13 protein-coding genes are annotated in these 12,987 nt (G+C 76.6%); 5 read left to right on the forward strand and 8 right to left on the reverse strand.

The genetic code is table 11. The annotated features are described in order from the left end of the window. Nucleotides 1-99: 99 nt before the first annotated feature. The 3 genes from ACPCUX_RS06460 to ACPCUX_RS06470 all read left to right on the forward strand — a co-directional run bounded on the left by ACPCUX_RS06460 (nt 100) and on the right by ACPCUX_RS06470 (nt 3,300). Nucleotides 100-1,815 carry an ABC transporter permease gene (locus ACPCUX_RS06460; RefSeq protein ID WP_228485089.1) on the forward strand — a complete coding sequence of 572 codons (1,716 nt, stop codon included), beginning with the start codon at nt 100-102 and terminating at the stop codon, nt 1,813-1,815. Continuing rightward, complete coding sequence (locus ACPCUX_RS06465; protein ID WP_423388402.1) at nt 1,815-2,915, forward strand: ABC transporter ATP-binding protein; 1,101 nt, start codon at nt 1,815-1,817, stop codon at nt 2,913-2,915. Before ACPCUX_RS06460 ends, ACPCUX_RS06465 begins: the two co-directional genes overlap by 1 nt. A gap of 64 nt (nt 2,916-2,979) precedes the next feature. After that, nucleotides 2,980-3,300, forward strand: a complete 321-nt coding sequence (locus ACPCUX_RS06470; RefSeq protein ID WP_061267789.1) for a DUF4235 domain-containing protein — start codon at nt 2,980-2,982, stop codon at nt 3,298-3,300. 3 nt (nt 3,301-3,303) lie between these two features. On the opposite strand, the gene ACPCUX_RS06475 is transcribed toward ACPCUX_RS06470, so the two are convergent. Both ACPCUX_RS06475 and ACPCUX_RS06480 read right to left on the reverse strand, forming a co-directional pair. Next, nucleotides 3,304-3,936 (reverse strand): response regulator, encoded by a 633-nt coding sequence (locus tag ACPCUX_RS06475; protein ID WP_423388416.1) that lies wholly within the window; start codon nt 3,934-3,936, stop codon nt 3,304-3,306. Between the two features lie 89 nt (nt 3,937-4,025). Then, nucleotides 4,026-5,288: a sensor histidine kinase gene (locus ACPCUX_RS06480; protein ID WP_423388403.1), complete on the reverse strand. Its 1,263-nt coding sequence runs from the start codon at nt 5,286-5,288 to the stop codon at nt 4,026-4,028. Nucleotides 5,289-5,513: 225 nt separating this feature from the next. On the opposite strand from ACPCUX_RS06480, the gene ACPCUX_RS06485 reads away from it, so the two are divergent. Both ACPCUX_RS06485 and ACPCUX_RS06490 read left to right on the forward strand, forming a co-directional pair. Continuing rightward, nucleotides 5,514-6,077 (forward strand): DUF6069 family protein, encoded by a 564-nt coding sequence (locus ACPCUX_RS06485; RefSeq protein WP_186325228.1) that lies wholly within the window; start codon nt 5,514-5,516, stop codon nt 6,075-6,077. 190 nt (nt 6,078-6,267) lie between these two features. After that, a complete protein-coding gene (locus ACPCUX_RS06490; RefSeq protein WP_009863654.1) occupies nt 6,268-6,888 on the forward strand; it encodes a dihydrofolate reductase family protein in 621 nt (206 codons plus the stop codon). Here ACPCUX_RS06490 and ACPCUX_RS06495 read toward each other — a convergent pair. Genes ACPCUX_RS06495 through ACPCUX_RS06520 form a run of 6 tightly spaced genes read right to left on the reverse strand, consistent with a single transcriptional unit; the run spans nt 6,846 to nt 12,882 of the window. Next, nucleotides 6,846-8,456 carry a fused response regulator/phosphatase gene (locus tag ACPCUX_RS06495; RefSeq protein ID WP_144722066.1) on the reverse strand — a complete coding sequence of 537 codons (1,611 nt, stop codon included), beginning with the start codon at nt 8,454-8,456 and terminating at the stop codon, nt 6,846-6,848. The two genes, ACPCUX_RS06490 and ACPCUX_RS06495, sit on opposite strands and share 43 nt — an antisense overlap. Then, a complete protein-coding gene (locus ACPCUX_RS06500) occupies nt 8,453-10,189 on the reverse strand; it encodes an ATP-binding protein (RefSeq protein ID WP_423388404.1) in 1,737 nt (578 codons plus the stop codon). The genes ACPCUX_RS06495 and ACPCUX_RS06500 overlap by 4 nt, the downstream gene beginning before the upstream one ends. Continuing rightward, on the reverse strand, nt 10,186-11,226 hold the full coding sequence (locus ACPCUX_RS06505; RefSeq protein WP_396050256.1) for an ATP-binding SpoIIE family protein phosphatase: 1,041 nt from the start codon (nt 11,224-11,226) through the stop codon (nt 10,186-10,188). Before ACPCUX_RS06505 ends, ACPCUX_RS06500 begins: the two co-directional genes overlap by 4 nt. Beyond that, entirely contained in the window at nt 11,223-11,645 is a 423-nt protein-coding gene (locus ACPCUX_RS06510) for an anti-sigma regulatory factor (RefSeq protein WP_076404441.1), read from the reverse strand. The genes ACPCUX_RS06505 and ACPCUX_RS06510 overlap by 4 nt, the downstream gene beginning before the upstream one ends. Then, nucleotides 11,642-12,046, reverse strand: a complete 405-nt coding sequence (locus ACPCUX_RS06515; RefSeq protein WP_021483159.1) for an STAS domain-containing protein — start codon at nt 12,044-12,046, stop codon at nt 11,642-11,644. The genes ACPCUX_RS06510 and ACPCUX_RS06515 overlap by 4 nt, the downstream gene beginning before the upstream one ends. Next, nucleotides 12,043-12,882: an STAS domain-containing protein gene (locus tag ACPCUX_RS06520; RefSeq protein WP_034651659.1), complete on the reverse strand. Its 840-nt coding sequence runs from the start codon at nt 12,880-12,882 to the stop codon at nt 12,043-12,045. Before ACPCUX_RS06520 ends, ACPCUX_RS06515 begins: the two co-directional genes overlap by 4 nt. Nucleotides 12,883-12,987 lie beyond the last annotated feature (105 nt).

Consider the following 12,987-nt stretch of genomic DNA (forward strand, 5'->3'; position numbering starts at 1 on the left):
CGGTCCCCGAACCCCCGGTCCACGAACGACCACGGCTCTACCTCGCGGGGTAGAGCCGTGGTCGCGCGAGGGAGACCCGTGGTTTCCCGAGGTAGAGCCGTGGTGAGGGGTCGGGAGGTCCGGCGGGGCGGCGTCGGGCGCGGGGTGCTGTGGGGTCTGGCGGCGGCGGTGCCGCTCGCGTTCCTCGGGGTGTTCTTCGCGTGGCCGGTCGTCACGCTCGTGGCGCGCGGGTTCGTCGGGGACGACGGCGGCCTCGACCTCTCGGGGTTCGCGGAGGTCTTCTCCGAGCCCCGCACGTGGCGGATCGTCGGCCTCACGCTCTGGCAGGCCGTGCTCGGCACGGCGCTGTCGCTGCTGCTCGGCGTGCCCGGCGCGTACGTGCTGTACCGGTGCCGGTTCCCCGGGCGGCGGGTCGTGCGCGCGCTCGTCACGGTGCCGTTCGTGCTCCCGACCGTCGTCGTCGGCGTCGCGTTCCGGTCGCTGCTCGTGCAGGGCGGCCCGCTGGGGTTCCTGCGGCTCGACGAGACGTTCGCCGCGATCGTCGTCGCGCTCGTGTTCTTCAACTACTCCGTCGTGGTGCGCACGGTCGGCGGGCTCTGGGAGCACCTCGACCCGCGCGCCGAGCAGGCGGCGCGCGCCCTCGGCGCGACGCCGTGGCGCGCGTTCCGCACCGTGACGCTCCCGGCGCTCACGCCCGCGATCGCCAGCGCCGCGTCGATCGTCTTCCTCTTCTGCGCGACGGCGTTCGGCGTCGTGCTCGTGCTTGGCGGTATCCGCTACGGGACGATCGAGACGGAGATCTGGATCCAGACCACGCAGTTCCTCGACCTGCGCACCGCGGCGGTGCTGTCGGTCGTGCAGCTCGTGGTCGTCGCGGCGGCGCTCACGGTCGCGAACCGCACGCGGGCCCGGCGCGAGCGCGCCCTCAACCTGTCGTCGTCGGCGTCGTCCGCGCACCCGCTGCGCCTGTGGCGCGACGGCCGCCCGACGGGCGACCTCGCGCCCGCGGCGCTCACCGCGGCCGTGGTCGTCGTGCTCGTCGGGCTGCCGCTCGGCACGCTCGTCGTGCGCTCGTTCCGCGTCCCGGGCGGCGGCTGGGGACTCGACAACTACGCGAACCTCGGCACCACGGGCGGGCGCAACGCCCTGTCCGTCACCGTGTGGGAGGCGGCGGGCAACTCGCTGCGCACCGCCGCGCTCGCGACCGTGCTCGCCGTCGTGATCGGCGGTCTCGTGGCGCTCGTCGTGTCCCGGCGCCCGCGCTCGCGCGGCGGGCGGCGCGCGATCTCGGTGCTCGACTCGGTGTTCATGCTCCCGCTCGGGGTCTCCGCGGTCACGGTCGGCTTCGGCTTCCTCGTCACGCTCGACCGGCCGCTCGGCCTCGACGTCGACCTGCGCACGTCGGGGCTGCTCGTGCCGATCGCGCAGGCGGTCGTCGCGACGCCGCTCGTCGTGCGCACGGTCCTGCCGACGCTGCGCGCCATCGACCCGCGCCTGCGCGAGGCCGCCGCGACCCTCGGCGCCGCGCCCGGGCGCGTGTTCCGCACGGTCGACGGCCCGATCGCCGCGCGCTCGCTCGGCCTCGCCGTCGGGTTCGCGTTCGCCGTCTCGCTCGGGGAGTTCGGCGCGACGTCGTTCCTCGCCCGCCCGGACAGCGCGACCCTGCCGGTCGTGATCTTCCGGCTCATCGGGCGCCCGGGCGCCGAGAACTACGGCATGGCGCTCGCGGCGAGCGTCGTGCTCGCGCTGCTCACCGCGACCGTGATGCTGCTCGCCGAGCGGTTGCGCGGCGACCGACCCGGAGGAGAGTTCTGATGGTGCAGACCGACCCCGCCCCCGCGCGCGCGGGCACGCCGGAGCCGTCGCGCCCCGGCCCCGGCACCGGGGAGGCCGCCGGGCTCGCGGTGCGCGACGTCGTCGTGCGGTACGGCGGGCGCGGCGCCGGGGGAGCGCGCACGGATCCCGGCACGACGGCGGTCGCGGGCGTCACGCTCGACGTCGCGCCCGGCGAGGTGCTCGCCCTGCTCGGGCCGAGCGGCTGCGGCAAGTCGAGCCTGCTGCGCGCCGTCGCGGGGCTCGAGCCGGTCGCCGCGGGCTCCGTGGCGTGGGACGGCCGCGACCTCACGGGCGTCCCCGTGCACCGCCGCGGGTTCGGGCTCATGTTCCAGGAGGGCCAGCTCTTCCCGCACCGCGACGTCGCGGGCAACGTCGCCTACGGGATCGCGGGGCTGCCGCGCGCCGAGCGCGACGCGCGCGTGGCCGAGCTGCTCGACGTCGTCGGGCTCGCCGGGTACGAGCGGCGCGCGGTCGCGACGCTCAGCGGGGGCGAGCGCCAGCGCGTCGCGCTCGCGCGGTCGCTCGCGCCGCGCCCCCGCCTGCTCCTGCTCGACGAGCCCCTCTCCGCGCTCGACCGGGGGCTGCGCGAGCGCCTCGCGCTCGACCTGCGCGAGGCCCTGCGCGCCACCGGCACGACGGCCGTCTTCGTCACCCACGACCACGACGAGGCGTTCACCGTCGCCGACCGCGTCGCCGTCATGGACGCGGGCCGGCTCCTCCAGGTCGCGCCGCCCGAGGACCTCTGGCGCGCGCCCGGGTCGCGCCGCGTCGCGGAGTTCCTCGGCTACCAGGCGTTCGTCCCGCACGGGCCGGGGAACCTGCTCGCGGTCGGTCCGCGCGGCCTGCGGCTCACGACCGAGGGCGTGCCGACGTCGGACGATGCGTGGGGCGCCACCGTCGTCGGGAGCGTGTTCCGCCGCGGCGCGGTCGAGGTGACCGTCGACGTCGACCTGCCCGGGCGCTCCGGCGGTGCGCCCGCACGGCTCGTCGCGCTCGCGGGCGCCCCGGTGGTCGTCGAGCCGGGCGACCGGGTGCGGGTCGTCGTCGACCCGGCCGGGTGCGCCGTCGTGCCGGCCTGACGTCCCGGGGTCGCCCCGGGCCGTGCGACGAGCGAGAGCGCTGCAGCCGACCTAGCGTCGGGGGATGGACGACGTGACGACCGGTGACCACCCCCCGGAGAAGAACGGCAGCAAGTCCGCGAAGATCCTGTACCGCCCCGTCGGCATCGTCAGCTCCGTCGTGGGCGGGCTCGTCGCCGGGCAGGTGTTCAAGCAGATCTACAAGCGGGTCTCGCCCGGCCACCGCAAGGACGCCCCGACACCCCTGCAGTCGGAGTACCCGCTCAAGGAGATCGTGCTCGCGGCACTCCTGCAGGGTGCGGTCTACGCGGTGGTGAAGGCGCTCATCGACCGCGGCGGGGCACGCGCGTTCGAGCGCTGGACGGGGGAGTGGCCCGGCGACTGACGGTCAGTCGAGGCCCGCGGCGTGGACGAGCAGCGCGACCTGCGTGCGGTTCTCCAGCCCGAGCTTGAGCAGCACGCTCGACACGTGGGCCTTGACCGTCGGGACGCTGAGGAACAGGCGCGCGGCGATGTCCGCGTTCGTCGCGCCGCGGCCGAGCTCGACCGCGACGTCGCGCTCGCGCCCGGTGAGCGCGTCGAGCGCGGCCCGGGCCCGCTCGCGCTGGCCGCCCGCGTCGGCGATCGACGTCATGAGACGCCGCGTGATCTCCGGTGACAGCACGGGCTCGCCCGTCGCGGCCGCGCGCACGGCGGCGACGATCCGCTCCGGCGGCATGTCCTTGAGCAGGTAGCCGGACGCGCCGGCGTGCAGGGCGCCGACGACCTCCTCGTCCGTGTCGAACGTCGTGAGCACGACGACGGCCGGCGCGTCCGGTCGCGCCCGCACGCGCCGCGTGGCCTCGATCCCGTCGACGCGCGGCATGCGCAGGTCCATGAGCACGACGTCGGTCGGGTGGGCGTCGAGCACGGCCGCCACCTCCGCGCCGTCGGCGGCCTCGCCGACGACCTCGATGCCGTGCGCGCCGTCGAGCATGAGGTGGAGCCCGGCGCGGACCAGCGCGTCGTCGTCGACGATCACCAGGCGGGTGCGCGCGGTGTCCGGGGGGACCGGCCCGTCGTCGTGGTGGTCGCTCCCGCGCGGGGCGCCCGCGCGCCCACCCTGCTCCGTCACGCGGCCCACGGTAGCCGGACGTCGAGCACGAACCCCGCGTCCCGCGCCCCGGCGCCGAGGGTCCCGCCGAGCAGGTCGACGCGCTCCCGCAGCCCGACCAGCCCGGTGCCGGTGCCGCCGCCCGCTCGGTCACCGACGCCGCCACCTTCCGGGCCGACACCGCCGCCGGCGCCGACGGGGACGCGGCGCGGGCCGCCGTCGGACACCGTGACCCGGACCTCGCCCGCCCGGGCCACGACGCGGAGCGTCACCGGGCCGCCCGGCGCGTGCCGCCGGGCGTTCGTCAGCCCCTCCTGCGCGACGCGGAAGGCCGCGACCGCGACCGTCGGCGGGACCTCCGCGGACCCCGTCCGCTCGTAGGTCACCTCGCCGCCCGCGTCGCGCGCCTCGACGACGAGCCGCTCGACGTCGTCGAGCGTGGGCTGCGGCGACAGCGCGTCGGCACCGCCGGGCCCGGGCTCGGCGCGCAGCACCCGCACGACGTCGCGCAGGTCGTCGAGCGCGGAGCTCACCCCCGCGCGCACCAGGCCCGCGGCACGGGCGAGCCGCTCCGGGTCGGCGTCCGGCCGGTACTCCAGCGCGCCCGCCGTGGCGGCGAGGAGCGAGAGCCGGTGCGCGAGGGTGTCGTGCATCTCGCGCGCGATCCGGGTGCGCTCGGCGACGCGCGCCTCGGTGACGCGGCGCTCCTGCTCGCGCTCGGCGCGGCGGGCGCGGTCCCGCAGCGACCACAGCAGCTGGTCGCGCGCCTGCGCGTACTGGCCCCAGCCGAGCAGGGCGGCGTGCACGGCGAGGTCGCACAGGAGCCACCAGCCGAGCGGCAGGGCCTGCGGCCGCCACAGCGCCTGCACGGCGTGGCCGAGGAACCCGGCGACCGCGACCGGGAGCGCGGTGCGCAGCGGGTACCAGCGCGCGACCTGCAGGGTCGCGACGGTCGAGGCCGGGGTCGCGGCGCCCGAGTACGCCGCGAGCGAGGCGAGGACCAGCGCGCCGACCACCGGGGCGACGCGCGGGGTCCGCGACCACAGCAGGGGCAGCGCCGCGAGGGCGAGGACCGCGACGGCGACGTCGAGCCACGGGGCTGCGCCGGCGTCGTCCTGCGCGACGACCCCGGCGGTCGCGAGCGCCGTGAGCACCGCGACGGCGAGCCAGGCCAGCGCGACCACCCACCCGGGGACGAGCGGGCGCGTGCCGTCGCGGCGCGCGGCGGCCGTCGCGAGGACGGGGCGCCCGGCGAGGGGAGGGCAGTCGGTGGTGGTCATGCTCCGGACGCTAGGCGGCCGGTGCGCGGCCGACCACCGACCAAGGTCGGGGGTCGCCGTCCGGCAGGAGGGTCGAGGCCCGACGCCGGTCGGCCCGGCCGCCGCCCTCCGGCCGACGCGAGGCGGGCGCTCGGGCCGCGAGCGTGGGGACGTCGGCGCCCGCCGGCCGCGGCCCAGGCCGCGCGAGAGCCGCGGCACCGCGCCGCGCGACGAAGGAGGAACGTCATGTCCACGACGCGGAGCACCTCGGACGGCACCTCGAACGGCACCTCGAACGGCACCTCGGACGCCACGCCGGACGGCACCCCGCACGTCCCGCACCGTCGCCGCACGTCGGCGCCCGACGGCGGGCTCGGCCCTGCGGCACGGATCCACCAGCCCGAGGTCGGGGTTCGTGCTCGTCGCCGCGTCCCGGGGGTCGGGTCGGCGCCGCGTGTTCCGCGCTGGCTCGTCCCGCCCGCCGCGGCGGTGCTCGCCGCCGTCGTGCTGCTGGCTGGGACGGCGCTCGGCGTCGACCCCGCGGTGCGCACCGCGACCGGGACGCAGACGGTCGGCGTCGTGGCGGCGGTCGTCGTGACGCTCGTTGTCGGGTATGCCGGGTGGGGCGTGCGCGCGCTGCTCGGCCGCCTGTCCTCGGGCGGCCGACGGCCCTGGCTCGTGACGTGCGGCGTCGTGCTCCTCGTCTCCCTGCTCGGCCCGCTCGGAGCGGTGACGCCCGGTGCGGTAGCCCTGCTCGTCGTCGAGCACCTGACGGTGGGCGCCACCCTGACCCTGGGCCTGCGCCGCTGACCCCCGCCCCCACCTCGCCGCCCCGCCCCGCCCCACCCGTCGAACACGGGGTCGGCGACCGTTGTCCGCCGGATCTGGTCGCTGACCCCGTGTTCGACGGGGGATTGGGGGCGTGTTCGGCCGGGGACGATGAGATTCCGCTGCGGCTACGGTCTGTTTCTCGTCGATCCTCCCGACCGGAAGGCCCACCATGACCGCGACGCTCGTGTCCACCCTGTTCCTCTCGCTCGACGGCGTCGCCGAGATCGACCCGGCGTGGCACTTCCCCTACTTCGACGACCACATGGCCGCGGCGGTGGACGAGGACTACCGGGACGTCGACGCGCTCCTGCTCGGGCGTGTCACGTACGACAGCTTCGCCGGCGCGTGGCCCGAGCGGGAGACCGCCGGGGAGGAGGACGCCGAGTTTGCCGCGCGCCTCGGGAACCTGCGCAAGATCGTCGCGACGCGCGGCGACCAGGACCTCGGGTGGCGGCACGTCGAGCGGGTCGACGGCGACCTCGTCGACGCGGTCCGCGCCCTCAAGGAGGAGCCGGGACTGGGCAAGGTGCTCGTCGCCGGGTCGATCTCGGTGGTGCGCCAGCTCCTCGCGGCGGGGCTGCTCGACGAGCTGCGCCTGCTCGTCCACCCCGTCGCGGCGCGCACGGGCGAGCGGCTGTTCGACGAGGGCGAGCCCGTCTACCCGCTGACGCTCCTGCGCTCGGAGACGTTCCCCACGGGCGTCGTGCGGCTCGTCTACGCCCCGGGCGAGATCCCCGGGGACGTCGGCTACGACGACGTCAAGGACAAGGTGCCGTCCGGCGACGCGTGACGCGTGACGGCGACCACCGCGACGTCGTCCTCGCGGCCCGGGTCGTCGAACGCGGCGACGACGCGCTCGCACAGGAGCGCCGGGCTCGCGCCGGCGCTCCGCCCGGCGACCTCGGCCAGCCGGTCCAGCGCGTCCACGAGCGACGCCCCGCGGCGCTCGACGAGACCGTCGGTCACGAGCACGAGGAGGTCGCCGGGGGCGAGCACGTCGTGGTGCGCGGGGCGGGACCGCGGGCTCGGCACGCCCAGCAGGCGCGATCCCGCCTTGGCCCGGTCGACCGTGCCGTCGGCGCGCACGAGGAGCGCGGGCAGGTGGCCGGCGTCCGTCAGCTCGAGGGCACCGGTCCGGGGGTCGAGCACGCACACGCACACGGTCGCGAACTCGGGGTGGTCCTCGCGCAGCGCCGCGTTGAGCAGGTCCAGGGCGGACGCCGCGTCGTGGCCCTCGCGCAGGTAGGCGCGCAGCGTGACCCGTACCTCCGCCATCACGGTCGCCGCGCGCAGTGAGTGCCCCTGGACGTCGCCGATGACGACGGCCACGCGCCCGTCCGGGAGGTCGAACGCGTCGTAGAAGTCGCCGCCGACGTCCAGCCGGGCGTCCGACGCGTCGTAACGCGCCACGACCTCGACGCCGCCGCTCACCTGCAGCCCCGACGGCAGGAGCGCGCGCTGGAGCGCGAGCGCGATCCGGTGCTCCTCGGTGAACGTGCGCAGGTTCGACAGCGCGACCGTCGCGGCCTCCGTGAAGCGCGCGGCGGCCTCCTGCTCCTCGTCGGACAGCGGCTCGTCGCCGACCTCGATGCCCAGGCCGCCGACGAGCGCCCCCGACGCGTCGACGAGCCAGTGCGTGAACCACGCCGACGGCCCGACGCCCGCCTCGCCGAAGAGCGGCCGCCAGGGGAGGGGGACCTCGTCCGGGCCGAACACGGCGGTCGACGCCCCGGTCGGCGGGAGGACCGCCGTCGGACCACGCCCGCGGACGAGCGCGGCACCCTCCGCGGCGCAGACGGAGCGCAGCACGACCCCGGCGTCCGCGACGACCATCGAGATCACGGCGCGACCGAGGACGGCGCACGCGCCCCGGGCGGCGTGGTCGGCGACGGCCTCGGGGGAGCGCGCTTCGTGCAGGGGGACGAGCGCGTCGGTGAGCGCCTCCAGGCGGCGGGCGGTGCGCCCGGCGCCACGCTGGGCGTCGACGCGTCGGCACAGCGCGCTGATCGTCGCGAGGAACTCGTCGCGGTCGAGCGGCTCGGGCAGGTAGGCGTCCGCGCCGCCCTCCAGCCCGGCGGTGCGCGCGGCGGCGTCGACGTCGGTCGCGGAGACGTGCAGCACCGGCAGGTGCGCGGTCGCGGGGTCGCTCTTGAGGATCCGGCACACCTCGCGGCCCGAGAGGTCCGGCAGGTTCACGTCGAGCACGACGGCGTCGACCGGGGTCGTGGCGTGCGCGAGCGCGTCGCGGCCGGTCCCGGCCTCGACGACGCCGAACCCGGCCCGCCGCAGCCAGCTCGCCATGACGTACCGGTGCGCGGGCGTGTCGTCGACGACGAGCACGGTGCGGTCGGCGTTCATCGGCTGCGCACCTCGCGTCCCAGGGCCGCCACGAGGCGGTCGCGGTCGATCTCGGACTTGGCGAGGAACGGCACGTCGCCGATGCCGGACGGCGGCGGTGCGCTCGACATGAGCACGGCCGCCGTGCCCGGGTGCACGTCGCGGATCCGCGACCGCAGCGCGAGGCCGTCCGTGCCGGGCAGGCACACGTCGAGGAGCGCGACGTCGGCCGGGCCGTCGTGCAGGAGGGCGAGCGCGTGCGTGGCGTCGTGCGCGACGCTGACGCGCGACGCGGCGTCGCGGAGCATCGAGGCGACGACCGACGCGTAGGCCCGGTCGTCGTCGACGACGAGCACGTGCCCGAGCGGGGTGTCGCGCGCGGCGGCCTCCTCGGGCTCCGGGCGCGCGGCGGGGGCGTCCTCGGGCACCGCGGAGAGGGACGGGAGGCGCAGCGTGAACACGCTCCCGGCGCCCGGGCGCGACGTCGCGACGAGCGTGCCGCCCAGCGCCTCCGACGTGCGGCGCGCGTACGGCAGGCCGAGGCCCGTGCCGCGGACGGTCGGCTGGAGGCGGTTGGGCACCTGGACGAACTCCTCGAACACGGCCTCCAGCTGGTCGGCCGGGATCCCGAGACCCGTGTCGCGCACGTCGAACCGCACGGCGTCCCCGTCGGCCGCGGCCCGCAGCACGACCTCGCCCTCGTCCGTGAACTTCACCGCGTTCGTCAGCAGGTTCCGCAGCACGCGGGACAGCAGCCGGCGGTCGGTGACGAGCGTGAGGCCGGGCTCGGCCGCGACCCGCAGGGAGACGCCGGACCGCACGAGCGGCAGGGTCGTGCCGCGCAGCTCGTCGAGCAGCGCCCCGAGGTCGACGGGGGTGGGCTCGACGTCGTCGTGGCCCGCCTCGGCGCGCGCCAGGTCGAGCAGCTCGTCGACGAGCGTGAGCAGCGTCGTCGCGCTCTCGCGCAGGAACCCGACCTGCTGCGTCTGGTCGGCGTCGAGGTGGGAGTCCGCCAGGAGCGAGGTGAGGCCGATGATCGAGTTCACGGGCGAGCGCAGCTCGTGGCTGACGTTCCGCAGGAAGCGGGTCTTCGCCTCGTTGGCGGCGGCGAGCTCGCGCCCGCGCTCGTCGAGCTCGGCGTACAGCGCGACGACGCCGGTGTTCGTCTCCTCGAGCTCCGCCGAGAGCTGGTCGTACATGGCGAGGACGCCGCGGTTCGTCTCCTCCAGCTCCTCGTTGAAGCGCCGGAGCTCGTCCTGCTGGCGCGTCAGCTCGTCGAGCGTGCGCACGAGCTCGGCGTTCTGCACGCGCACCTCGTCGCTCGCGTCGGCGACGTGCGCGGCGGCGGTGGACCGGCGCACGCTCGCGAGCGTCGCCTCGTCCGTGCGCGCGGTGGCGGGCAGGGCCTTGGTGAGGAGCACGCGCGTGCCCGTCGGGTCGACCTGGAGGCCGGGGACGAGCCGTCGGGCGGCGGGGACGCCGCCGTCGCTCGAGTCGCCCTCGACGAGGAACGGCGTGCCCGCCACGATCTCGGCGCGCAGCGTGGCCTGCGGGAGGCCGGGCAGGACGCCCACGACGACGTCGGCCGTGCCGGAGCCGACCGCGGACCGCCCGATCTCGGACAGCGCCGTCGCGACGCGCACCTGGTCCTGCGTGTCGAGGCCGAGCAGGCGGCAGATCTCCCGCCCGGCCCGGCGCAGCGCGAGCACGTCGGAGTCCGAGCGCAGCTGGGTGATGAGGAGGGTGGTGCTCACGCGGCCTCCCGGGCGATCGGCAGCACCGCCACGCACGAGTCGTCGCGGCGCACGGCGTGGTCGCGCAGCAGGACGCCCGCGACGACGAGGGGGGAGCGGACGGCGAGGCCCGGGTAGTCGGCGAGCGACCACCGGGCCGTCAGCCCGTCGCTGTGCAGCACGACGACGTCGCCCGGCTCGACGGGGTACGTCGTCTCGCGCAGCGGCCGGCCGCGCGTCCCGGCGATGCCGGGGTGGCTCACGAGCCCGCGCGAGCGCGCCCCGTGGACGGTCCCGGCGATGTTGCCGAGGCCTGCGTGCCGCAGCACGCCGCCCGACGCCTGGACCACCGAGACGGCTGCGCCGCGCGTGCCGCCGAGGGCGCCGTGCACGCGCTCGAGGAGCGCGACCGCGCTCCCGGGCGGCGCGTCGAGGAAGGCCCGCACGGCAGCGCCGGAGGCCACCGCGGCGAGCGGACCGTGGCCGAGCCCGTCGGCGACGAGGAGGCTGGGCACGCCGTCGTCGTGGCGCACCGCGAGGGCGTCGCCGCACACGTCCTGCCCGGTCATGGGGCGGGTCACGCCCGTGGGTGCTGCCAGGTCGGTGGCCGCGCCGTGCGCGACGAACGTCGCAGCGATGACCGTCCCCTGCCCGGGCGACGTCCATGCGTCCCACGCCGACGCGAGGCGGGGGAGGGTGCCGAGGCCGATGCCGAGCGTGCCGCGGCTCGAGACGCCGTCGCGCATCGCCGCGGTGATGTCCCGCATGCCGGGCCCGGCGTCGACGGCGAGCACGTCGAGCGCGGCCTCGGCGCCGGTGCGCCGCACGCGGACGAGCACCGCGCCGCCCCCGGCGTGGCGGCACTGGTTGGTCGCGAGCTCGGAGACGACGAGGCCGACCTCCGCCGCGCGCTCGTCGTCGAGGCCGAGGTTCCGCGCGGCGGTGCTCGCGCCGCGACGCACGCTGCCGACCGCGGACGGGTGGTCCACGGTGTACCAGGTCCCGTCCTCGACGAGCGTGCGGCGGTCGTCCGGGCGGTCCGGCTCCGCCGAGGTCATCGGGACCAGGTCGCGATCTCGACGCGCGTGCCCGCTCCCGGCGCGGTGTCGATCGCGAAGTGCTGGACGAGGCGTCGTGACCCCGAGAGCCCGAGCCCGAGCCCGCCGCCGCTGGTCCAGCCGTCGGTGAGCGCGAGGTCGAGGTCGGGGATGCCCGGCCCCTCGTCCGAGAAGACGGCGCGGACGCCCGTCCGCGCCCCCTCCGTGACGAGCTGCACCTCGGCCTCGCCACCGCCCCCGTACACGAGGGTGTTGCGCGCGAGCTCGCTCGCCGCCGTCACGAGCTTCGTCTGGTCGACGAGCGAGAGGCGTGCCTGCTGCGCGAGCGACCGCACGAGCTGGCGCACCTTGACGACGTCCGAGTCCGTGCGGACCGGCACGCGCTCCGCGGTCGTCGGCGGCGGGGTGGTCGTGGTCACCTCTCCTCGCGCTCGGCGGCGGCGAGGAGCACGTCCTCGGCGGACCGCTCCTCGGGGGCGAGGAGCGCGAGGCCGCGCTCGACGTCCAGCGCGGTGCGGACGTCGCCGAGCGACAGGCCGAGCTCGACCATGGTGATGGCGACGGCCGGGCGCATGCCCACGACGACCGTCGTCGCGTCGAGCACGTGCGAGATCCCCGCGACGGACGCGAGCATGCGGCCGATGAACGAGTCGACGATCTCCAGCCCGGAGATGTCGATGATCACGCCGCGCGCACCGGTGTCGGTGATCCGCTGGGCGAGGTCCTCCTGGAGCTGCAGCGCCGTGTCGTCCTGGAGGTCGATCTGGATCGAGACGAGGAGCGTCGAGCCGATCTTGAGGATGGGGACGCCGTCGGTCATGCGGGGAGCCCGGCCTGCCGGGTGTCGCGGCTCGCGCGCAGCGCGTCGACGAGGGCGTCGGCGAGGGTCGCGCGCGTGCGGATGTCGCCGAACTCGATGCCGAGCGCGACGATCGTCTGCGCGATCTGCGGGCGGATGCCGCTGATCGTGCACTCGGCGCCCATGAGGCGCGCCGCGACGACCGTCTTGAGCAGGTGCTGCGCCACCTGGGTGTCCACCGCGGGCACGCCCGTGATGTCGATGATCGCGTGCTCGCTGCCCGTGTCGACGAGCGTGTTGAGCAGCTTCTCCATGACGACCTGGGTGCGCGCGGAGTCGAGCGTCCCCACGAGCGGCACCGCGACGATGCCCTCCCAGAGCTTGACCACGGGCGTGGAGAGCTCGAGCAGCTGCTCGGCCTGCTCGGCGATGATCGCCTCGCGCGCGGCAGCGAACGTCTCGAAGGTGAAGAGCCCGAGCTGGTCGACGAGGCGGAGCAGCGGGGTGGCGTCCGTGTCGGCACCGGTCGCGGAGTCGAGCCGGTACAGGCCCTCCTTGAGCGCGAACACGCCGATCGCGGTCTCGCGCGGCGTGAAGCCGAGGCGCGCGCGGGCGGACGACACGTCCGCGAGGATGCCCCGGAGCTGGTCGAACGCCGGCTCGGCGAGCGAGACGCCGCCGGCGCGCAGGCCCTCGAGGAGCGCGTCGAGGATCTCGCCCTGCTCGCGCTCGAGCTCGCCCCGCGAGGTGCGGCCGTGGAGCTCGTTCGCTGCAGCCTCCAGCCACGCGCTGCGCACGGCGTCCGCGTGCTCGATCAGGGTCCGAGCAAGAGTCTCGGGGGTGGCGGCGTCGGCCATCGGGGTTCCTTCCACGGTGAGAGCGACGCCGAACGGGCTCGCGGCGGTCGCGCGCCCGCCAGTGTACGCAGGGCGCGGGCGCTCGCAGCGCGGCTGTGGACGCGC

The organism is Cellulosimicrobium sp. AB352 (assembly GCF_049538415.1).
Classification (GTDB): domain Bacteria; phylum Actinomycetota; class Actinomycetes; order Actinomycetales; family Cellulomonadaceae; genus Cellulosimicrobium; species Cellulosimicrobium funkei.

Coding starts and splice junctions, on each gene's coding strand:
- ACPCUX_RS06465 (WP_423388402.1), top strand. CDS start 1,815: ATGGTGCAGACCGACCCCGCCCCCGCGCGCGCGGGCACGCCGGAGCCG.
- ACPCUX_RS06470 (WP_061267789.1), top strand. CDS start 2,980: ATGGACGACGTGACGACCGGTGACCACCCCCCGGAGAAGAACGGCAGC.
- ACPCUX_RS06480 (WP_423388403.1), bottom strand. CDS start 5,288: ATGACCACCACCGACTGCCCTCCCCTCGCCGGGCGCCCCGTCCTCGCG.
- ACPCUX_RS06485 (WP_186325228.1), top strand. CDS start 5,514: ATGTCCACGACGCGGAGCACCTCGGACGGCACCTCGAACGGCACCTCG.
- ACPCUX_RS06490 (WP_009863654.1), top strand. CDS start 6,268: ATGACCGCGACGCTCGTGTCCACCCTGTTCCTCTCGCTCGACGGCGTC.
- ACPCUX_RS06495 (WP_144722066.1), bottom strand. CDS start 8,456: ATGAACGCCGACCGCACCGTGCTCGTCGTCGACGACACGCCCGCGCAC.
- ACPCUX_RS06505 (WP_396050256.1), bottom strand. CDS start 11,226: ATGACCTCGGCGGAGCCGGACCGCCCGGACGACCGCCGCACGCTCGTC.
- ACPCUX_RS06515 (WP_021483159.1), bottom strand. CDS start 12,046: ATGACCGACGGCGTCCCCATCCTCAAGATCGGCTCGACGCTCCTCGTC.
- ACPCUX_RS06520 (WP_034651659.1), bottom strand. CDS start 12,882: ATGGCCGACGCCGCCACCCCCGAGACTCTTGCTCGGACCCTGATCGAG.